Origin of the sequence: Micromonospora sonchi (assembly GCF_014646235.1) — a bacterium.
Classification (GTDB): domain Bacteria; phylum Actinomycetota; class Actinomycetes; order Mycobacteriales; family Micromonosporaceae; genus Micromonospora; species Micromonospora sonchi.
The window spans coordinates 132957-152646 of record NZ_BMNB01000016.1 but is presented as its reverse complement, the minus strand read 5'-3'; the positions used below and the strand labels follow the sequence as shown (position 1 = coordinate 152646).

Sequence of the window (19690 nt, the reverse complement as noted above, 5' to 3'; positions counted from 1 at the left end):
AGCGGCGCCCTACCATTGGTTCATGTTTACCTGGTACGAAGCTGCGCGTATCGCTGAGGAGCGCGGTGACTGGAACCGAGCTGTCTCAGAGGTCAGTGCCGTAGCGGAGTGTTACAGCTCCGACCACGTCCGGCACAACGCTCACCTGTGGCACATGGACCTACTCGTCCGGGCCGGGCGGCACGATGAACTTGCTGCCCTCAGTGAGAACGACGTGCACGCACGACGGCGGCTGAACCGACTGCCGCAGAAACTGTCTGAGTGACCAACTGGGTGACGACGGATGCGGGCCCACCCTTGACGCCGCCGGTTCGGTGGTCAAGCCCGAGGTTCGCTGATCGCGGCTTCGATGCGCAACCCGATCCCCACGGCGACGAGGAAGCCCGCCAGGATGTGCGGCTCAATCCACCCGGTGTCGCTCGACAGCGTGATGATCGAGACCAGCAGTCCGGCGACCAGGGCCAAGTTGCCGATGATGCGGATGGTGGAGGCACGCCTCGACGCAGGGTTCATCCGGCGGAACGTACCGGAGACTCGGGACCGGCGCTGTCCTGAGTCGTACTCGCTGGCGCGGGGGAAGGATCGCGGGGTGGTCGGCCACCGCCGAGGCCTGGGCCGATGGGCTTCGCGCCGCGCACCCCGACCGGACCCGCGCCGTACGCGCGGGCACCGACACTTTCCACCAGCTTTCTCCGCTTATCACGAGCCGCCGAGGGCGCCTTGCCGGCCAGGAGCGGGAAAGTACGCGTCGAGTTTGCGGCGAAGATGTCCCGCATAGACAAAACCGAGGGCCGGGGTACGGCGGTAGCACCCAACGGTGCCGGCAGTCACATCCACGACGACCGGGCGCGCCATGCTGGCGAAGTGCAGCAGTTGCTGCTTCTGCGCCCAGGCCATCGCGGCCGGGTCGACGTGCGTGCCGACGAGGCCGGGAAAGACGGCGACACCGGACTGAAAGCCGCGCCACTGTCCCTTACGCGTTTCCGCGTACGCGAATGCCGCTTTCGTGAAGGACTCCGCGTCTGCCATGGTGACGTCGGATGCGGGGGCCACGATCGTGAGCAAATGCAACTTCGTCGCCATCCACTGGACGCGGAAATCCGAGCGGTAGCCGACCAGAACGGCAGTGCCGTGCCAGTCTTCCGTGTGCACGTCGCAGCCGTCTGCGGTCAGCCGCGCCGCGGTCGCCGTGATGTACGCCTGCACCGCGTTGTCCACCATGACGGAGTCCTCCTCCTCCGGATGCCTCCACTCAGGATCGACCCGGGCGTCAAGTGGTCGGCAACCGAGTCTAGGACCGGCTCGGCACGGATGGGGGGCGTCGCTCGGGGGCGGTCAGGGCAGCAGGTGCCAGCAGAGCGCGACGAGTCCGGCCGCCGCCAGCCCGGAGAACACCGCCCACCCGGGCTGGTCCAGGGTCAGAGCGGCGGCGAGCGCGGCGACACCTGGATCACTCCGTCAGCGAACGTCATCAGATCACCACCCCTCGGTCGCCGTCAGTGCTGTTGTCGCTGCAATCATGCCGATGGCTGATCGATCCTCATGGACGTCATCGAAGCAGCCGACGGCAACGGGCGGGGTCGAGACGCGTGCCGGCACCGGCGGTCAGGCTCGGAGCAGACCGGCAAGGGTGCGCCCACACTCTGCTGTCCGCAGACCACGCCACCTGTCCCGTTTCGGATGGTGAGGAGGACGGACATTTCCAGCGAGCCACAGCCCGGTGTGGTGCCCGAGCATCTGCGGCCCACACCCGGCGACGGTGACTCGCTCCTGCTGACGATCGACGGGCAGGACTTCCGCGTCTGGTCACCGGCGCCCGGCACGTACAACTTCGACTGGCTCAGCGGGCCGCACGACTACGGCTTCGGGCTCTCCCGGTCGGATGGTTGGGCGATGAGCCGGCCGGAGATGGAGCAGGCCATCCGCGACTTCCTCGCCGAGATCGATCCCGCCACCGGCTATCTCGCGGAATGACCGCGTTCGGGGCTACAGCAGGTTCCGGAGGAGACCGAGGTTCTTCCGCATCAGCCGGATACACGCCAGACGCTCCGCCCGGTCGTCGAACAGGTAGATGTATCCCGCCTCGATGTCAACGGCGATCGTCGGATCGATCGTCATGGCGGTCATTGAAACAGGATCCGGCAACGCGACGGGTCCGGCCACGTACCGTCACCAGCGCCGGTGACGCGGTCAGTGCTGGCTCCGTCGTTCCCCGTCCCGGCTACCCGGTGGAACTGCGCCGGCGGACGCGTTCCCGGTCCTCCTCGGGCAGGGCGTCGGCGACCAGCAGCTGCGGCAACAGCTCCGGTTCGAGGGTCATCGCGCGGAAGGCAAGTTCGACGGTCACCTGGTGGTCGGGCCGGTGCACGACCTCGATCTGATCGCTGGCGCGAACCTGGCCGGGCTCGATCACCCGCAGGTACGGGCCGGGCACGGCGGCCTGCGTGAACCGCTTGATCCAACCACGCTCGTCCAGCCAGCCCTGGAACGTCCCGCACGGGATCCGCGGGCCGGAGACCTCCAGGACGACGTCCGGCCCGATCCGCCAGCGCTCGCCGATCAGAGCGCGGTTGACGTCGATGCCCGCGGTGGTCAGGTTCTCCCCGAAGGAGCCGTTGTCGAGGGTCCGGCCCAACTCGCCCGCCCAGCGGTCGAGATCCTCCCGCGCGTACGCGTAGACGGCCTGGTCGGTGCCGCCGTGGTGGGCCACGTCGTAGACGCGGTCGCCGGCCAGACCGACCTCGCCGGTGCCCTTGGGGCCGGGCGCGACCACGGCCACCGGGCCCTCGACCGGTCGCTTGTCGATGCCGGTCAGCCCCAACCCCTCCTTCCACGGGTTGCGTCGCGGCCTGCCCACGTTCACGGAGATCACCTGCATGAGACGACGGTACGGCGGAAACCGGTGACAGGCATGCCCGGGTCCCGGCCCGGAAGTCGTCAGGCCGCGATCTGCGCGCGTACCGAGGCGGCGAGCAGGGCGGGGTCGCCGCAACGGGCGTACGCCTCGACGGCGGCGTCGGCGAACTTGATCGCGTGGGCGTCGCCGGAGTCCACCGCCCGCCTCATCACCTCGGCGGCGTCCAGCTCTGGCCGGGGCGGCGGGACGGGACGCCCCATCGCCGGGGCGTACGCCGAGGTGATCGCCGCCGTTGCCGCCCAGGCGGCGGCGAGGCTCGGCGCCCAGAGCGTCCGCGGCAGGGCGGGCAGGGTACGCAGCACCGCGTTCGGCGCGGTGGCGGCGTGGACGAGCATGACCGGGTTGGCGTACCCATGGGTGCCGTGCCGGGCCACGGCGGCGGCCACGATGCCGGCCAGCCGCTCGGGTACGGCCTCCGGGCCCCGGCTGGCCCGAGCCGCTCCCTCGTCCCCGTTCCCGCTGGCCCACGACGCGCGAGCCACCGCCGCGTCGGGCACCGCACCGATCATGCTGGGGGCCGCGGTGCCGGGAACCGCGGTGTCGGGGACCGCGCCGGCGGCGTCCGGCCAGTATGGAAGCTCGGCCAACTGGGCAAGGCGGGCCCGGATGCCGGCGCGCTGGTCGGGCACCCGGGGCACCGCGTCGAGCGCGGTACGCGGATCGGTGACCGGGTACGGTCCGACGCCGGGCGGTGCAAGGGGCTGCCATCGGGCCGCCCAGTAGGCCAGCCCCTGGCCGAGTTCGGTGACGCGTGGGGCGGTCTCCTGGTCGAGCAGTGCGCGCACGGCGTGGCCGACCCGGATCACGCCGTGGGTGGCGCCGGCCGCGATGCCGGGCAGCAGGCGCGGCCACCAGCGGGCGAGCACCTCCCGCCACGGTGCGTCGGCCAGCTCCCGGTCGAAGTGGTCGAGCCAGTCGCCGGTACGCACCGGGTCGCCGAGCGGGTCGCGCCACTCGTCGGCGACGATCGGCGCGATGCCGCGTGGGCGCTCCTCCAAGCGGTCGGCGTACCCGTCGAGCCAGCGCGGCACCTCCGCCTCGTGGCCGTGCCGCACCAGCGCCTCCACCGCCATCGGTGCGTGGTTGGACAGCCAGCCGTCACGCTCCGGACCGGAGTGCCGGAGTTGCTGGTACGCCTCGTCGAGCAAGCTCATCCGCCGACGCTAGAACCTGAAGTTCGGTTCAGGTCAACTCGCTCGGCGTCCCGGTTCCGCCCCGAGGGTGGATCCGGAGCCGGCCACGGATGAACCGGCGGCGGCCGGGTATGCAGGCGCGTCCTGGTGGAGTGACGACCTTCCGGTCGCGGTGCCGCGGCCGGCCCGGCCGGGCGGGTTGGCGTGGCGCCACCCGCCCGGCGGCGGGCTCAGCCGGTCACCCAGTTCCAGGCGTCCACGATCCACTGCGTCTGTTGCAGGTAGGCGATGCCCAGGCCGGTCAGGAAGATCGCGGTGACCAGGTGGGCGCCGCGGGCACTGCGCCGTATCCGACCGAGTTGCCGTTCCAGCACCAACCGGCCCAGCAGCCGGGCCAACGCGAAGAGCCCGACCGCCACCAGCAGGCTCAGGACGAAGATCAGGAACTGCCCGGCCAGGTCGCCGCCGCCGGAGATCGCCCAGATGCCCCAGCACACGAAGGCGAACAATCCACCCGCCACGCTCCACTCGCCGCCCCGCTTCAGCTGCGCCACGTGCCAACTGAGTGGCCGACGCGGGGCGGGCTCGCCCGGCCAACCGGTGCCGGTCGGCTCGTGTTCCACCGTCGCGAACGGCTCGGTGGGCGTCCGGGGCCCGACCGATGCCACACCGCGCCGATACGGGTCGCGCTGCGGCGGCACTGCGGCACCGGGCGGCACCTCGACGGTCCGTTCCGCCCACGGCTGCGTCTGGTCGGCCATCTAGTCCCCTCCCCTTGACCGGCGGCGACCACCGGTCACCGCTGGAGACTTCGAGGGTAGCCAGCCGGCAAATGGGTCGCGTTCGCCGCACCCATCGGTTAGACACAACCAAGTGACGACGTCTTCCCTGCCCATCGAGACCGCCCGTGCCGAAGACTTCGGCGAGATGAACGGCTTCCTCAACTCCCTGTTCCACCACGGGGTCGAGCCCGAGGCACACGAGGCCGAACGCGCGATCTTCGAACCGGAGCGGGCTCTCGTCGTACGCGACGGAGCGGATGTGGTGGCCACCACCGCGACCTTCACCCGGGAGCTGACCGTGCCCGGCGGCGGGATGCCGGCGGCGCACGTCAGCATGGTCGGGGTCGCACCCACCCATCGCCGCCGGGGCCTGCTCACCGCGATGATGCGCCGGCAGCTGCGGGAGATCCACGACGCCGGCCGGGAGCCGGTCGCGGTGCTCTGGGCCAGCGAAGGCCGGATCTACCCCCGCTTCGGTTACGGGTTGGCGTCGCAGCGGGTCCTGATCACCGCTGAGACCGCCGAACTGCGGATGCCCGCCCCGGCCCCCGACGAGGGCCGGCTGCGACTGGACCGGCCCGCCGACCGCCAGCCCGACCTCGCCCGGGTGTACGACCGCGCCCGCGCCGGCCGGCCCGGCTGGTCCGCTCGTGACGACCGGTGGTGGCGGTACGTGCTGGTCGACCCGGAATCGCAGCGCGGCGGCGCCACCGAACGGCGAGTGGTGCTGCACGAGGGACCGGACGGCATCGACGGGTACGGGCTCTTCCGCACCAAGGCCGAGTGGGGCAGCACCGGCCCGAAGTCCACCACCACCGTCGACGAGGTGGTGACGACCAGCCCGGTGGCGTACCAGGCGATCTGGCGGATGCTGCTGTCGATCGACCTGACCCGGCAGCTGTCCTGGGGGCGGGCGGCCGAGGACGAACCACTGCTGCGGCTGGTCGACGAACCGCGTCGGCTCGGCCCCCAGCTGATCGACGCACTGTGGGTACGCGTGGTCGACGTGCCGGCCGCGCTGGCCGCCCGACGCTACGCCACCGACGTCGACGTGGTCATCGAGGTGACCGACGAACTGCTGCCGGAGAACACGGGACGGTGGCGGCTGCGCGGCGGCCCGAAGACCGCCGTCTGCACCCCGGCGAGCGGCCCGGCTGATCTGGCCTGCGACGTACGCTGCCTCGGCGAACTGTTCCTCGGCGGCGCCAAACTCACCGCGCTGGCCGACGCCGGTCGGGTACGCGAACTGCACCCCGGCGCCCTGGCCTCGGCCGGGCCCGCCTTCGCCTGGCACCGCGCCGCCTCCGCCATGGAGGTCTTCTGACCGACCCCATGCCACCCCGCCCCGGCGGTGCCCGCCCCGCCATCGGCGGCCGGGGTGATGCCGCTGCCGGCGCCCCGCCATGCCCCGCCACCCCACGTCCCGCGACCAGACCGGCGGCCTGCGGTACTGACCTGGATGGTGCGCAGGCGTGACCGGCCCGGACGCCACGCCACGACGATCTGATCGCCCCGCCCCGCCCCGTTCTGCCACGCCCCGGCCCGTTCTGCCCCGCCCCGCCCCGTTCTGCCACGCCCCGGCCCGCCCCGACGACCTGATCCGTAGACCAGACCACCTTGCCCCGCCATGCCCCCGAGCCGGCCACCCCGGTCACCCCGGTCACCACCGGGTTGCGGCATGTCGGGGTGTTGGGGCCGCCCAGGGCGGGCGCGGGTTGCGGCATGTCGGAGTGTTGGGGCGCCCAGGGCGGGCGCGGGTTGCGGCATGTCGGGGTGTCCGGCCCCGTGGGCGGCATGAGTTGCGGCATGTCGGGGTTTCCGGGCCGATTGAGACCGCGAGTTGCGGAGTCCGGTGCACAGTGCCACGAGTTGCGGAGTCCTGTGCAAGGGGCCACGGGTTGGGGGTGTCCTACAGGCTGCGCCGGTTGCGGACGTGATTGACCCTCATGTCCTACCCCCGGGCCGCTTTCGACCACAACCCCGCCTCGCCGCCACCGCCCTATTACCGGTGGCGCTAGATCGGACCGCATCGCACCGATGACGGCCTTCACCCCGCCCCGGCGATCATGCACTTTTGGTCGGGATTTTGCGGTATTTTGCCAGCTTTTGCGCTGATCAAAAGTGCATGATCGGCGTGGCTTGGTGGGGCGTGGGGCGTGGGGTGCGGGGTGCGGGTGCGGGGTGGCGTGGGGCAGTGGGGCGGGGGCGGTGGGGCGGTGGGGCGGTGGGGCGGGGGCGAGGGGGCGGGCGAGGGCGGTGGGACGGGTAATGTCGGGGAGGTGGGGGATGAGGGGCGACGGCGGCGACGGCACCGGCACCACGGCGGGCAGGACGGTGCTGGGGAGGCGGGTACGGCCGCTACCACCGCAGGGGTGCACGACGGCGGTGACGCGCCGCGCGGGCGGCGCAACGGCGCCGAGGAGGGCGAGCGGGGACTCCGCGGGCTGGTCGGCTCCGGCTCGTCGCAGGTGAGCGTGACAGCGGCGATGCGGGCTCGGGACGCTGCCCGGCCCACCGACGAGGATCTCGCCGAGGCGGCGGCACGGATCGTCATCGTGCGCCGCAACTGGACACCCCGCGAAGAACTGCCCCGCCGCTGACCGGCCCGAGCCATCAGCCGGGGAGCCGTTCGTCGTCCGATCTGCCCGCGAAGACGGGACACGCCGGAGACCGGCCGGCGAGGCAGGGCCGGCCAACGTGACCCGGACCGGGCGGAATGAGCGGGGCCGGCCAACGTGACCCGGACCGGGCGGAAGGGTCGGGGGCGGAAGGGTCAGGGCAGGTCGGGCAGCTCCCGGGTCTTCTCGTACTCCGCCACCTGACCGATGCGGCGAGCGTGCCGGTCGCTGCCGGAGAACCCGGTGGTCAGGAACGCCTCGACGATGGCGGTGGCCTCGTCGAGGGTGTGCTGGCGGGCCCCGACGGCGACCACGTTCGCGTCGTTGTGCTGCCGGGCGAGCTGCGCGGTCTCCACGCTCCAGGCCAGCGCCGCCCGGACCCCGGCGACCTTGTTGGCGGCGATCTGCTCGCCGTTGCCCGAGCCGCCGATGACCACACCCAGGCTGCCCGCGTCCGCCACCACCTGCGTACCGGCGTGCAGGCAGAAGGCCGGGTAGTCGTCGTCGGGGTCGTAGGCGTGCGGGCCGACGTCGACCACCTCGTAGCCCTGCTTGGCCAGATGGTTGGCCAGGTGCACCTTCAGCTCGAAACCGGCGTGATCGGATCCCAGGTAGACGCGCATACCGGGCAGTCTGTCAGGCCCGCCGAACCGGGCACCGCCGGGGCGGCGCCGGAGGAAGGGAGGGACGCCGGGTCACGCCCGCTCCGGCAACTCGGCGACCACCAGGCCGCCCCGCGCCTTCGGGGTGAACCAGGTGCTCTTGCGGGGCATCTTCTCCCGGGCCAGGTTCACCGCGACGAAGTCGTCGACGGTCACCGGCGCGATGAGGATGGCCAGCTCGGCCCGCCCGGCCTCGACCTCACCGGTCAGCCAGCTCGCCGGGTAGTCGCCGCCGACGTAGGTGATCCGCTTGTCGCCCGGATCCAGCCCGAGGGCGTCGCGCAGCAGCAGCCGTTCGACCAGGGCGTGGTCGAGGTTCTCCAGCCGGCTCGCGCCGGTGTGCGGCAGGGTCACCGCGTACGCCTGACCGGGAAGCTGAAGCACGACGGTGCCGCCGGCCGCCGGGACCTCGACCGGGCCGTCGACCGGGGTGATCTGCGCGCCGGCGGCGCGCAGCCGGTCGAGCAGCTCCTGCGGCGCGGCCGGCAGCTCGCTGACCAGGCGGTTGTACGGCTGGATGGCCACCGAGGCGGGCGTGGTGACCACGGCCAGGAAGCGGGGCAGGCCACCGGTCTGCGCCGCCAGGCTGCGGTGGTTGCCGTCGGCGACGACCAGCTCGCCGCCGCTCGCGAGGGCGGTCAGCTCGTCCTGCGCCGGGCCCGGGCCGATCGGCCAGATGGCGTGCGTACGCCCGGCCTGGTCGGTGTCGGTGGCGGCGGGCGCGCCGGCCGCGTCGGTGGCCTTCGCGAGCGCGGCGTGCAGTTCGTCGCCCCGCCCGGTCTGCAGCAGGAGTACGGGCGAGAGCAGGTGCCCCAGCGCCTCGGCCAGGGCGACCCGCTCGCGCACCTTGGCGATGAAGACGTCCTCGTTGCGGATGACCAGGCCCGGCTCGTCGGCCCGGGTGGAGATCTGGTCGGTGTCGACCATGGCGAACAGGCCGTAGGCCGACGCCTCACCCGGGGCGCTGATCCGGTACAGCACCACCACCTGCTCGGCCGGCGTGTAGCTGCCGTCGGCCTTCGCCTCGGTGAGCCGGCTCACCGCGTCCGGGAGGGCGTCGGCGAAGGACTTGCCGAGGCTCTCCGGGGCCCGGTGCGGCATCTCGATGCCGAGGGCACTGTGCGGGTTCGACTCGATGATCGCGGTGATCTCCGCGTCGTCGGCGAACTCGTCGTAGTTCTGGGCACCGGTGCCGCCAGTGGTGATCCAGGCCCGGGTGATCGGATGCACGACCTTCATGACCGGTCACGCTACCGTCGCCCGCCACGGTTCCGCCGCCGGACCCTCACCCCGTCCAGTGGGTGGGTGGAGGAAACACCTCAGGTGAAGATGGGGTCGACGTTGCGGCTGCGCTTGAGTTCGAAGAAGCCGGGAGTGCCGGCGACCAGCAGTACGCCGTCCCAGAGCCGGCCTGCGGCCTCCCCCTTCGGTGCCGGGGTGACCACCGGGCCGAAGAAGGCCACCGGTCGGCCGTCCGGGCCGGGGGCGTGGATCACCGGGGTGCCGACCTCGGTGCCGACCGGACGCATCCCGGCCTCGTGGCTCTCCCGCAGCGCCGGGTCGAGCCCGGTGTCCTCGGCGGCGGCGGCCAGTTCCGGGTCCAGTCCGGCGTCGGTGAGGGCCGCGGCGAACAGCTCCGGCCCGAGCTGCTCCTTGCCGAGGTGGATCCGGGTACCGAGGGCGGTGTACAGCTTGCCGACGGCGTCCGAGCCGTACCGCTGCTGCGCGGCGACGCAGACGCGTACCGGGCCCCACCCCGTGCGCATCAGCTCCTGGTACTGCTCGGGCAGTTCCCGACCCTCGTTGAGCACCGACAGGCTCATCACGTGGAAGCGGACCTCGACCTCGCGGACCCGCTCCACCTCCAGCAGCCAGCGGGACGTGATCCACGCCCACGGGCAGATCGGATCGAACCACATGTCGACAGCGACTCGCTCGTTCACGGTGCTCTCCCTTCATAGCGACGACACCGACCCGGTCGGCGTACCCTTGATCATTGCTCCGTAGCGGCCCCTAAGGGCGGAAAGTGGGAGCGTGACCTCGCCCACCGTCGGCTGGTCATACATGGAAGACTCAGGCGCGACCGGCCGTCACGAGCGGTCGACGAACGACGCGACCGTGACGCACGGCGAGAGCGGGATGGAGACGAACAGTGCCGGGAGTGCGCAACCTGACGCAGGATGAGGCGATCGAGCGGGCCCGACTGCTCGACGTGACCGGGTACGACATCAGTCTGGACCTGTCCAGCGCCGTCCACGCGGCCGGAGGCCGCACCTTCCGATCGACCACCCAGGTGCGCTTTCGCTGTGCGGAACCGGGTGCCAGCACCTTCATCGAGGTGGCGGCGGACTCGGTGCGCTCGGCGACGCTCAACGGCGCCCCGGTCGACCTGTCCGACTGGTCGGCCGAGAAAGGACTGACGCTGACCGGGCTGGCCAGCGAGAACACCCTGGTCGTCGACGCGGACTTCGCATACTCCAACTCGGGGCAGGGCCTGCACCGCACGGTCGACCCCGTCGACGGTGAGACGTACCTCTACAGCCAGTTCGAGACCGCGGACGCGCAGCGGGTCTACGCCTGCTTCGACCAGCCGGACCTGAAGAGCGTCTACACCTGGCACGCCACCGTTCCGGAGCACTGGAAGGTGGTCTCCAACATGCCGGTGGAGCGGGAGGAGGCGGCCGGCGAGGGGTGCAGGACCGTCCACTTCGCCGAGTCGGTCCGGATGAGCACCTACATCACCGCGCTCTGCGCCGGCCCCTACCACGAGGTCCGGTACGCCCACGACGGGATCGACCTGGGCTACTTCTGCCGCGCGAGCATGGCGCAGTACCTCGACGCCGAGGATCTGCACCTGGTCACCACGCAGGGCTTCGACTTCTTCCACGAGAAGTTCGGGGTGCGCTACCCGCTGCCCAAGTACGACCAGCTCTGGGTGCCCGACTTCAACGCCGGCGCGATGGAGAACTTCGGCTGCGTCACGCACGCCGAGTCGCACTACATCTTCCGCTCGCAGGTCACCGACTTCGAGTACGAGCAGCGCGCCAACACGATCCTGCACGAGATGGCCCACATGTGGTTCGGCGACCTGGTCACCATGCGTTGGTGGAACGACCTGTGGCTGAACGAGTCGTTCGCCGAGTGGGCCAGCCACTGGTGCAACACCCACGCCACCCGGTTCCACGACGCCTGGACGACCTTCCTGTCCATCCGCAAGAACTGGGGCTACCGGCAGGACCAGCTCTCCTCCACCCACCCGGTCTACTGCGAGATGCCGGACCTGGAGGCGGTCGAGGTCAACTTCGACGGCATCACGTACGCCAAGGGCGCCAGCGTGCTCAAGCAGCTCGTCGCGTACGTGGGCGAGGAGCCGTTCCTGGCGGGCCTGCGGTCGTACTTCGCCAAGCACGCCTGGGGCAACGCCACCTTCGACGATCTGCTCACCGAGTTGGAGGCCGCCTCCGGCCGCGAGCTGCGCCAGTTCGCCACGCAGTGGCTGGAGACCGCGCAGGTCAACACCCTGCGGCCGGAGCTGAGCATCGGCCCGGACGGCACGTACCAGCGGGTGTCGATCCGCCAGGAGGCGCCGGCGGAACACCCGACGCTGCGGACCCATCGCATCGGCGTGGGCCTGTACGACCTCACCGACGGCCGGTTGGTGCGCCGCGAGCGGTACGAGGTCGACATCGACGGTGCGCTGACCGAGCTGACCGACCTCGCCGGTGTACGCGCCGCCGACGTGCTGCTGCTCAACGACGACGACCTCACGTACGCCAAGCTGCGATTGGACGAGCGGTCGATGGCGACGGTGGTGCAGCACATCGCCGGCTTCGAGTCGTCGCTCGCGCGGGCGCTGTGTTGGACCGCCGCCTGGGACATGACCCGCGATGCGGAGCTGGCCACCCGCGACTACGTGGCGCTGGTGCTGGCCGGCCTGCCCGCCGAGACGGACATCAACCTGGTCACCGCGACCCTGCGCCAGGCCAGCAGCGCGCTCACCTTCTACGCCGATCCGGCCTGGGCGCCGACCGGCTGGGCCGAGCTGGCCCGCACCGCGCGGATTGCCCTCGCCGCGGCCGAGCCGGGCAGCGGTTTCCAGCTGGCCTGGGCCCGGGCCTTCGTCTCGGCCGCCCGCGCGCCGGAGGATCTGGCGATCCTGCGCGGCTGGCTGGAGGGGACGGAGGTCACGGCCGGGCTGACCATCGACACCGAGCTGCGCTGGAGCGTGGTTCAGGCGCTGACGGCCAACGGCGCGGCCGGGGGGCCGGAGATCGAGGCCGAGCTGGCCGACGACAAGACCTCCAGCGGTGAGCGGGAGGCCGCGTACGCGCACGCGCTGGTGCCGACCGAGGCGAACAAGGCAGCGGTCTGGGCGCAGCTGACCGGCTCCGAGTCGCTGCCGAACTGGCGGAACCGGGCGCTGTTGCAGGGCTTCACCCATCCGGCGCAGGTCGAGCTGATCACGCCGTACCGCCAGCGGTACTTCGCTGCGGTGGGACAGGTCTGGGCCAGCCGGGACAGCGAGCCGGCGCAGGAGTTCGCCATGCTGGCGTACCCGGCGTACCTGGTCGACGACGAGACGATCGAGGCCACCGACGACTGGTTGGCGCAGGAGGGCCACCCGGCCCCGCTGCGCCGGCTGGTCGCCGAGGGCCGCGACGGCGTGCTCCGCGCGGTGAAGGCCCGCGCCCGGGACGCCCGCAGCGCCTGACGGACGAACCTCGCGGCCGGCGTGGGCGACAGCTCACGCCGGCCGCGGTTGTCGTGCGTCGGGTGCGTCAGCCCTTGCCGGCGTAGCGGGAGAGCTGGTCGAGCCCCTGGATGATGCCGCCGGCCAGGTCACCGCCGCCGAACGCGGACACCATCGACAGCGCGGCGAGCTTGGCGTACGTGTCCGGGATCCGCTTGCGGGCATACCGCCCGGTGACGATCTCCAGCTGCCGCTGGTTGGGCGAGAGCGCGATCAGCACCGACCGGTCGGGCTCGGCGAGCTGCTGGTGCAGCCGCTCGGCGTGCTCCCGGACCGGCTCGTCGAGACCGCCGACGAAGACCGAGAAGACCAGGCCGGACGACCGGTCGGCCAACCGGAGCGCCTCGTCGATGCGTAGCAGTTGGCGGGTCGAGAACGGCCCGTCGAGCACGGCGGGCGGAGTACCCGTCCCGGCCTCGGCCTGCTTCTCACCAACGGTCACTTGCGCCTCCGGTTCCACCGGCCGGCGCCTCGACGCCGGCCTGCTGCTGCTTCCGACTGGTCAGCGCCGGCGCCTGCGCCCCCGCTGCCAGCGCGGTGCCGGCCGAGTCGGCCAGCTCCTCCGGCCGGGCGAGGAACCAGACCGGCGTGAAGTTGAACGGCCGGCCCGGGCGGTAGCGTTTGGCACCGCCGCCACCGCTGCCGCTACCCGCGTAGACGAGGCCGGTGATCACCAGCACGATGGCTGCCGGGATGCCGACGAAGACCAGCAACGTGTCGGTTACAGACAATCCCAACGCCCCCAGGCGGAAAGAGAGACCTTCGACCGGATCGGGTGACTGGTCACCGCGGTGACCTCCCGACTCCGCTGCCATTCACGTTAGCGGAGCCGATGCCCCGCCAGACTGCGGGGTGGCGATCCCATCCGCCACTGGACCTCTCAAGTTGCGCAGCGGTCGCGATCAGTCTCGCGTCGTCGCCGTACCGCCCGGTGAGCAGCACCCCGACGGGCAGTCCCTCGGCGGCCACCCCGACCGGGAGCGAAACGGACGGCGCCCCCGTGACGTTGAACACCGCGCAGTACGGCGAGAACCGCCGTTGCAGGTCGAAGTCCTCCTCCGGGGTACGCCCCTCGGTGAACCAGCCGATCGGCGCCTGCGGGGTCGCCAGCGTCGGACAGAGCAGCAGGTCGCAGTCGGCGGTGCGGCGGGCGCCGAGGCGTACCTGCGCCTGGATCTCGCCCAGGGTGGCGGTGAGGGTGCCGGCGGAGATCCCGGCCGCCCGGGACCGCAGGAAGCGGGTCAACGGCAGCAGCTCGCGCTCCCGCTCGGGCGGCACCGGGGCGAGCGCGAGGACGTACCAGACGACCTCGAACAGCGGCCAGACCTGGGGCCCGAGCGGCGGTGACACCTCGACCACCTCGTGACCGGCGGCGGCGAGCAACGCGGCGGCCCGGTCCACGGCGGCGAGGCAGTCGGGGTGGACCGGTTCGTCGGCGAGCATCGGGGCGGTGAACCGGCCGACCCGCAGCCGACCGGGCGCGGCGGCGCGGGCGGCGGCCAGGTAGCCACCGGCGGTTGGCGCGGGCGGCAGGTACGGCTCGCCGGGTACCGGCTCGGCCAGGACGTCGAGCAGCGCGGCGACGTCGGCGACGGTCCGACCGATCGGGCCGTTGGTCGGCAGGCCGAAGGCACCGAAGCCGAGCGGGCCACCGGAGACCAGGCCACGGCTGGGCTTGTAGCCGATCAGGCCGCACAGCGACGCGGGGATGCGCAGCGAGCCACCACCGTCGGAGCCCTGGGCCACCGGCACCAGGCCCGCGGCCACCGCCGCCGCCGCGCCACCGCTGGAACCACCGGCGGTGTACGCCAGATCCCACGGGTTCCGGGCCGGCGGGGCCACCAGCCCTTCCGAGTAGAGCGAGCAGCCCAGCTCGGAGGTGGTGGTCTTGCCGAGGCTGACCAGGCCGGCCGCGCGCAGGAAACGCACCACGTCGGCGTCGACCGGCGGCACGAAATCGGCGAACGCGGCCGAGCCGAAGGTGGTGCGGACGCCGGCGGTCAACGTCAGGTCCTTGATCGCGGTCGGTACGCCGTGCAGCGGGCCACGCTCGTCGACCGGCGCCGCGTCGGCGACCCGCGCGGCGGCGCGGGCCAGCTCAGCGGTGACCGTGACGAACGCGCCGACGGTGTCGCCGAGGGCGTCGACGCGGTGCAGGTGGTGCTCGGTCAGCTCCAGGCTGGACAGCTCACCCCGGGCGATCGCCGCAGCCTGCTCCAACGCGGTCAGGTCGTGCGGCTCGGCCATACCGCCATCCTGCCCGCTCGTCGGCGGCAGCCGCGCCGCGACACGGCGGCGCGTCAGGAGAGAGTGCCGGGGGGTGACACCCACTCCGATCGAGGACCGCCCACGTCTGTCAGCAGGTCGAAGTCCCGGTCGTAATGCAGAACGGTCGACGAGTACTCCGCAGCGGCTGCCGCCACCATGACATCCACCGGAATCGCTGCCCGGTGGTGACCCCGAGCCGTCAACGCCAACTGCAGATCCCGGGCCCGGGTAGCCACGGCGGAGGTGATCGGAAGGTCGACCATCAGTTCCGCGCGGCGGGCCCGTACCGCCATCGCGTCGCGGAAGTCCCGGGCGCTCCGGCCATCCTCCAAGTCAAGCGGAAGGCAGGTCGCGGCGAGCCGTTCCTCGAGGATCGCCATGATGCGTTTGCGTACGACCGGATGGCGGAGGCGCCCCCAGGCGGAGGTGTCGATGAGATACAGACCGACCGGAGGTGTCACGCGGCGTCCTGCTCGCCGCGAGGCGCCTTGTCGTCCTCAAGCAGGCCGGTCCAGTCGCGGTCGATCGAGAGCAGTTCCCGGATCGCCTCCATGCGCTCGCCGCGCTCCGCGACAATCCGGAGCGCGGCGTGGATCGTGTCCTTCTTACTCTTGGTGCCCAGCTCGCGACGCGCCCGCTCCAGCAGCTCGTCGTCAAGATCGATAACGGTTTTCACGGGTGAAGTATATACGTTCGGGTCGCTGTTATATACCGATCTCGCCGAGGAAGCGCAGAGCGTTGCGGGAAAGCAGCTTGTCGCGCTCCTCGGCGGTGAGGAAGTCGGCGTCGTGGATCACCCGGCCGACCGGGCGTTCGCCCAGCGGGTACGGGTAATCGCTGCCGAGCAGCACCCGGTCGGCGCCCATGGTGTCGACCAGCAGCCGCAGGGCGGGCGGCGAGAAGACCACCGAGTCGACGTAGAACCGGTCGACGTAGGAGCTGGGCGGGGCGGCGGAGGCTCCGCGGACCAGGTCGCCGCGGCGGTGCCAGGCGTTGTCGGCGCGGCCCAGCCAGAACGGGAAGCTGCCGCCGCCGTGGGCGAAGCAGATCCGCAGGCTCGGCGGCACCTTGTCGAAGACCCCGCCGAGGATCATCGACAGCACCGACAGGTGGGTCTCGGCCGGCATCCCGGTGAGCCACCGGGCCATCCACCGGTCGAGTCGCGGGCCTGCGGGCATGTCCCACGGGTGGACGAAGACCGGCGCGCCCACCTCGGCACAGTGGGTCAGGAACGTCACGATCCCGGCGTCGTCCAGGTCCCGGTCGCCGACGTGGTTGCCGATCTCCACGCCGACGTGCCCGGCCGCCAGGCAGCGGTCCAGTTCGGCGCAGGCCGCGTCCGGGTCCTGCAACGGCACCTGACAGAACGGCAGCAGCCGGTCGCCGCCAGCCGCGGTGACCTCCAGGGTCAGGTCGTTGAAGATCCGGGCCACCCGCACCGCCTGCTCGGCCGGACGGTCGTAGCCGAAGAAGACCGGGGTGGGCGAGACCACCTGCACGTCCACGCCGTCGGCGGCCATGTCGGCCAGCCGGGTCGGCGCGTCCCAGCACTCGGCGCCGATCGGCCGGAACTCGGTCTCCCCCACCATGATCATGGCGGCGCGCTCCGAGTCGACCCGCAGCCAGGGCCAGTCGGACCCACCGCACGCCGCGGCCAGGTCCGGCCAGCCCTTCGGTACGACGTGCGTGTGCACGTCCACCACCGGCGACACCGAGGATGCCGGCAGCCCGGCGACGGGATCCGCCATCAGCCCCTGCCCGGGTGCAACGTGCCGCAGTTGTCGCAGGTGCGGGCCGACTCGTCGGCGTAGAAGGCGCCGAAGACCGGGGGCAGATCGGCGGCGATGTCGCGCACCTGCAACTCGACCTCGTGCACCTTGTGCCCGCACGCGGGGCAGTACCACTGGAACTTCTCCAGTGTCCCCTCCGGACGGACCCGCTCGACCACCACGCCGATCGAGCCGGGCTCCGGCCGCTGCGGCGAGTGCGGCACTTTGCGCGGCAGCATCCACATCTGCCCCTCGCGCACGTGCACCGTACGCGGCCCCTCGGGCGTCATCAGGTTGATGTGCATGTTGCCCTTGACCTGGTAGAAGAACTCCTCGTACGGGTCCACGTGGAAGTCGGTGCGCTGGTTGGGCCCGCCCACCACCATCACGATGAAGTCGTCGGAGCCGGGGAACATCTCCTTGTTGCCCACCGGCGGCTTGAGCAGGTGCTGATTCTCGGCGATCCAGCCGGGAAAGCTGAACGGCTCGGCGATCTCACTCACGGCTGCCTCCTGTCGGTAGCAGGGCCACGGCCTGCATCTCGATCAACAGGTGCGGATGCGGCAACTGGTGCACGGCCACGGTGGTCCGGGTCGGCCCGGTGGCGTCGAAGAACTCCGCCCACACCTCGTTGTACCCACCAAAGTCGTTCATGTTGACCAGGTACGACGTCACCTGCACCAGGTCGGGCAACTCGGCACCCACGGACGCCAGCAGACCTCGGATGTTCTCGATCACCGCCCGGGTCTGTGCCCGGATGTCGAGGTCCGTCGTGCCGAACTCGTCCACCGACACCCCGGCGAACGTGTTGTCGGGCCGCCGCGACGACGTACCGGAAACAAAGACGAGTCCTCCCGCCACCTTGACGTGCGGAAAGGCACCGCGAGGAACGGCCTTCCCCGCCACCACCCGAGCCCCGTCAGTCATGACGAAGCCCGAAGGGAGGCGGTGCCGAGCTTCTCGACAACGACCCGGACATGAGCACCGGGCCGCAGCGGAACAGCAGCCGTCGCGGCACCGGCCAGGAACACCCAGCCTTCCCGCATCCGGGCCCCGTACCGCCCGGCCAGTCGGATTCCCTCGTCCAGCGCCCGGCGCGGGTCGCCGAGGATGGCCGCGGTCGAGCCGACCTGCGCCACCCGCCCGTCGACCTCCAGCAGCACGCCGAGGTTCTCCAGCCCGTCCGGCACCGGCGACCACGGTCCGATCACGAACGCGGCAGCCGAGGTGTTGTCGGCGATCACGTCCGGCAGGGAGAAGGTGAAGTTGGCGTACCGGGAGTCGATCAGCTCGATCGCCGGGGCGACGGCGCGTACCGCGTCGGTGAAGTCGCCGACCGGTTCGCCGGGCTCCGGGAGCCGGTCCAGCAGGAACGCCACCTCCGGCTCGGCCCGGGGGTGGATGAACTCGGCCACGTCGACGCTGCCACCGTCGGGCACCCGCATCGCGTCGGTGAGCCGCCCCCAGATCACCTCGTCCACCCCGACCTGGGCCATCTTCGCCTTGCTGGTCAGCCCCATCTTGAGGCCGACCAGCCGCTCCCCCCGGTCGAGCCGGCGTTGCAGCAGGGCGGCCTGCACCGCGTACGCGGCGTCGACGCCGAGGCCGGCCTCGGCGGCCAGTTGCGGGATCGCCGAGGCGTTGTCGGCCGCCGCACCCAGCGTCTGCGCGATCCCGGCGATGTCCGGCCCGATCATGATTCCCCCTTGCCGGTGGCGAGGCCCAGCGCCACGTCCACGATCATGTCCTCCTGGCCGCCGACCATCCGGCGCCGGCCCAGCTCGACCAGGATCGAGCGGACGTCCACGCCGTACCTCGCCGAGGCCCGTTCGGCGTGCCGCAGGAAGCTGGAGTAGACCCCCGCGTACCCCAGCGAGAGGGTCTCGCGGTCGACCTGGACCGGCCGGTCCTGCATCGGTCGGACGACGTCGTCGGCGGCGTCCATCAGCGCGAAGACGTCGCAGCCGTGCTTCCAGCCGTGCAGTTCGGCGACCGCGACGAAGACCTCCAGCGGCGCGTTGCCGGCTCCGGCGCCCATCCCGGCCAGGGAGGCGTCCACCCGGACGGTCCGGCCGGCCGCCGACCCGACCGGGCCGTCGCCGGCGACCCGGCCGTGCTCGACGGCCACCACGCTGTTGGCCACGCCGAGCGAGAGGTTGTGGTGGGCGTGGATGCCGATCTGCGTGGTCGGTTCCAGCACCTGCCGGTACGCGTCGACCCGCTGCGCCACGTCGGACATCAGCAGCCGGCCGCCGGAGTCGGTGACGTAGACGCAGTGCGCCCCGTACGACTCCATCAGTTTGGCCTGTGCGGCCAGCCCGGCCGGATCGTTCATGTGCGACATCATCAGGAAGCCGGCCACGTCCATGCCGTTCTCCCTGGCCCAGGAGATGTGCTGGGCCGAGATGTCCGCCTCGGTGCAGTGGGTGGCGATGCGGACGCTGGTCACGCCGAGCGCCTTGGCCGCCTTCAGGTCGGCGATGGTGCCGATGCCCGGCAGCAGCAGGGTGGTCAGCTTCGCGTTCGGCATCACCTCGGCCGCCGCCGAGATCCACTCGGCGTCGCTCGCCGCGCCGTGGCCGTAGTTGACGCTCGACCCGGCCAGACCGTCGCCGTGCGCCACCTCGATCGCGGCCACCCCCGCGGCGTCCAGCGCGGCGGCGATGGTGCGGACCTGGTCGACGGTGTAGCGGTGGGCGATCGCGTGCATGCCGTCACGCAGCGTCACGTCCTGAATGTACAGGTCGGTCACCGGAGCCTCCTTCCGTTCGCGGCTGCGGGGCTCCGCTGG

General features: G+C 71.8%; 23 protein-coding genes. 4 read left to right on the top strand and 19 right to left on the bottom strand.

Annotation, left to right across the window (positions count from 1 at the left end; genetic code table 11):
* Positions 1 to 318: 318 nt before the first annotated feature.
* Both IEY61_RS18430 and IEY61_RS18425 read right to left on the bottom strand, forming a co-directional pair.
* Positions 319 to 513 carry a hypothetical protein gene (locus tag IEY61_RS18430; RefSeq protein ID WP_189045976.1) on the bottom strand — a complete coding sequence of 65 codons (195 nt, stop codon included), beginning with the start codon at positions 511 to 513 and terminating at the stop codon, positions 319 to 321.
* 186 nt (positions 514 to 699) lie between these two features.
* Positions 700 to 1221 (bottom strand): levansucrase, encoded by a 522-nt coding sequence (locus IEY61_RS18425; protein ID WP_189045974.1) that lies wholly within the window; start codon positions 1219 to 1221, stop codon positions 700 to 702.
* Positions 1222 to 1725: 504 nt separating this feature from the next.
* Between IEY61_RS18425 and IEY61_RS18420 the strand changes: the two genes are divergently transcribed.
* Entirely contained in the window at positions 1726 to 1974 is a 249-nt protein-coding gene (locus IEY61_RS18420; protein ID WP_229706014.1) for a hypothetical protein, read from the top strand.
* A 12-nt stretch (positions 1975 to 1986) separates the two neighbouring features.
* Here the strand turns inward: IEY61_RS18420 and IEY61_RS18415 are convergent, their stop codons facing one another.
* From IEY61_RS18415 to IEY61_RS18400, 4 genes are all read right to left on the bottom strand, one after another.
* Complete coding sequence (locus IEY61_RS18415) at positions 1987 to 2127, bottom strand: hypothetical protein (RefSeq protein ID WP_189045971.1); 141 nt, start codon at positions 2125 to 2127, stop codon at positions 1987 to 1989.
* Between the two features lie 94 nt (positions 2128 to 2221).
* Positions 2222 to 2878: an MOSC domain-containing protein gene (locus IEY61_RS18410; RefSeq protein WP_189045969.1), complete on the bottom strand. Its 657-nt coding sequence runs from the start codon at positions 2876 to 2878 to the stop codon at positions 2222 to 2224.
* Positions 2879 to 2937: 59 nt separating this feature from the next.
* Positions 2938 to 4071: a questin oxidase family protein gene (locus IEY61_RS18405; RefSeq protein ID WP_189045967.1), complete on the bottom strand. Its 1134-nt coding sequence runs from the start codon at positions 4069 to 4071 to the stop codon at positions 2938 to 2940.
* A 209-nt stretch (positions 4072 to 4280) separates the two neighbouring features.
* Positions 4281 to 4811: a hypothetical protein gene (locus IEY61_RS18400; protein WP_189045965.1), complete on the bottom strand. Its 531-nt coding sequence runs from the start codon at positions 4809 to 4811 to the stop codon at positions 4281 to 4283.
* A gap of 112 nt (positions 4812 to 4923) precedes the next feature.
* On the opposite strand from IEY61_RS18400, the gene IEY61_RS18395 reads away from it, so the two are divergent.
* Both IEY61_RS18395 and IEY61_RS18390 read left to right on the top strand, forming a co-directional pair.
* A complete protein-coding gene (locus tag IEY61_RS18395; protein WP_189045963.1) occupies positions 4924 to 6156 on the top strand; it encodes a GNAT family N-acetyltransferase in 1233 nt (410 codons plus the stop codon).
* A gap of 955 nt (positions 6157 to 7111) precedes the next feature.
* Positions 7112 to 7432 (top strand): hypothetical protein, encoded by a 321-nt coding sequence (locus tag IEY61_RS18390; RefSeq protein ID WP_189045961.1) that lies wholly within the window; start codon positions 7112 to 7114, stop codon positions 7430 to 7432.
* Between the two features lie 173 nt (positions 7433 to 7605).
* Here IEY61_RS18390 and IEY61_RS18385 read toward each other — a convergent pair whose 3' ends face one another.
* The 3 genes from IEY61_RS18385 to IEY61_RS18375 form a co-directional block, all read right to left on the bottom strand.
* Positions 7606 to 8073: a ribose-5-phosphate isomerase gene (locus IEY61_RS18385; protein WP_189045959.1), complete on the bottom strand. Its 468-nt coding sequence runs from the start codon at positions 8071 to 8073 to the stop codon at positions 7606 to 7608.
* 72 nt (positions 8074 to 8145) lie between these two features.
* Complete coding sequence (locus tag IEY61_RS18380; RefSeq protein ID WP_189045957.1) at positions 8146 to 9351, bottom strand: DUF1015 family protein; 1206 nt, start codon at positions 9349 to 9351, stop codon at positions 8146 to 8148.
* Positions 9352 to 9431: 80 nt separating this feature from the next.
* Positions 9432 to 10055, bottom strand: a complete 624-nt coding sequence (locus IEY61_RS18375; protein WP_189045954.1) for a mycothiol-dependent nitroreductase Rv2466c family protein — start codon at positions 10053 to 10055, stop codon at positions 9432 to 9434.
* Between the two features lie 218 nt (positions 10056 to 10273).
* Here IEY61_RS18375 and pepN point away from each other — a divergent pair, with 218 nt between their 5' ends.
* Positions 10274 to 12823 carry an aminopeptidase N gene (gene pepN / locus IEY61_RS18370; protein WP_189045952.1) on the top strand — a complete coding sequence of 850 codons (2550 nt, stop codon included), beginning with the start codon at positions 10274 to 10276 and terminating at the stop codon, positions 12821 to 12823.
* A gap of 67 nt (positions 12824 to 12890) precedes the next feature.
* On the opposite strand, the gene IEY61_RS18365 is transcribed toward pepN, so the two are convergent.
* Genes IEY61_RS18365 through dmpG form a run of 10 tightly spaced genes read right to left on the bottom strand, consistent with a single transcriptional unit; the run spans position 12891 to position 19651 of the window.
* Positions 12891 to 13304 carry a DUF5130 family protein gene (locus tag IEY61_RS18365; RefSeq protein WP_189045950.1) on the bottom strand — a complete coding sequence of 138 codons (414 nt, stop codon included), beginning with the start codon at positions 13302 to 13304 and terminating at the stop codon, positions 12891 to 12893.
* On the bottom strand, positions 13291 to 13599 hold the full coding sequence (gene ctaJ, locus IEY61_RS18360; RefSeq protein WP_444543353.1) for an aa3-type cytochrome oxidase subunit CtaJ: 309 nt from the start codon (positions 13597 to 13599) through the stop codon (positions 13291 to 13293). Before ctaJ ends, IEY61_RS18365 begins: the two co-directional genes overlap by 14 nt.
* A gap of 46 nt (positions 13600 to 13645) precedes the next feature.
* A complete protein-coding gene (locus tag IEY61_RS18355; protein WP_189045948.1) occupies positions 13646 to 15109 on the bottom strand; it encodes an amidase in 1464 nt (487 codons plus the stop codon).
* 53 nt (positions 15110 to 15162) lie between these two features.
* Complete coding sequence (locus tag IEY61_RS18350; protein ID WP_189045946.1) at positions 15163 to 15591, bottom strand: PIN domain-containing protein; 429 nt, start codon at positions 15589 to 15591, stop codon at positions 15163 to 15165.
* The gene (locus IEY61_RS18345; RefSeq protein ID WP_189045944.1) at positions 15588 to 15806 is read right to left on the bottom strand and encodes a type II toxin-antitoxin system VapB family antitoxin; all 219 of its coding nucleotides are present in this window, start codon (positions 15804 to 15806) and stop codon (positions 15588 to 15590) included. Before IEY61_RS18345 ends, IEY61_RS18350 begins: the two co-directional genes overlap by 4 nt.
* 28 nt (positions 15807 to 15834) lie before the next feature.
* A complete protein-coding gene (locus IEY61_RS18340) occupies positions 15835 to 16878 on the bottom strand; it encodes an amidohydrolase family protein (protein WP_189045942.1) in 1044 nt (347 codons plus the stop codon).
* Positions 16878 to 17402, bottom strand: coding sequence for a 3-hydroxyanthranilate 3,4-dioxygenase (locus IEY61_RS18335; protein WP_189045940.1), 525 nt, complete (start codon positions 17400 to 17402; stop codon positions 16878 to 16880). The genes IEY61_RS18340 and IEY61_RS18335 overlap by 1 nt, the downstream gene beginning before the upstream one ends.
* Positions 17395 to 17826 carry a RidA family protein gene (locus IEY61_RS18330; RefSeq protein ID WP_189045938.1) on the bottom strand — a complete coding sequence of 144 codons (432 nt, stop codon included), beginning with the start codon at positions 17824 to 17826 and terminating at the stop codon, positions 17395 to 17397. Before IEY61_RS18330 ends, IEY61_RS18335 begins: the two co-directional genes overlap by 8 nt.
* Complete coding sequence (locus IEY61_RS18325; protein WP_189045936.1) at positions 17823 to 18596, bottom strand: 2-keto-4-pentenoate hydratase; 774 nt, start codon at positions 18594 to 18596, stop codon at positions 17823 to 17825. Before IEY61_RS18325 ends, IEY61_RS18330 begins: the two co-directional genes overlap by 4 nt.
* Positions 18593 to 19651, bottom strand: a complete 1059-nt coding sequence (dmpG, locus tag IEY61_RS18320; protein WP_189045934.1) for a 4-hydroxy-2-oxovalerate aldolase — start codon at positions 19649 to 19651, stop codon at positions 18593 to 18595. The genes IEY61_RS18325 and dmpG overlap by 4 nt, the downstream gene beginning before the upstream one ends.
* Between the last annotated feature and the right edge of the window lie 39 nt (positions 19652 to 19690).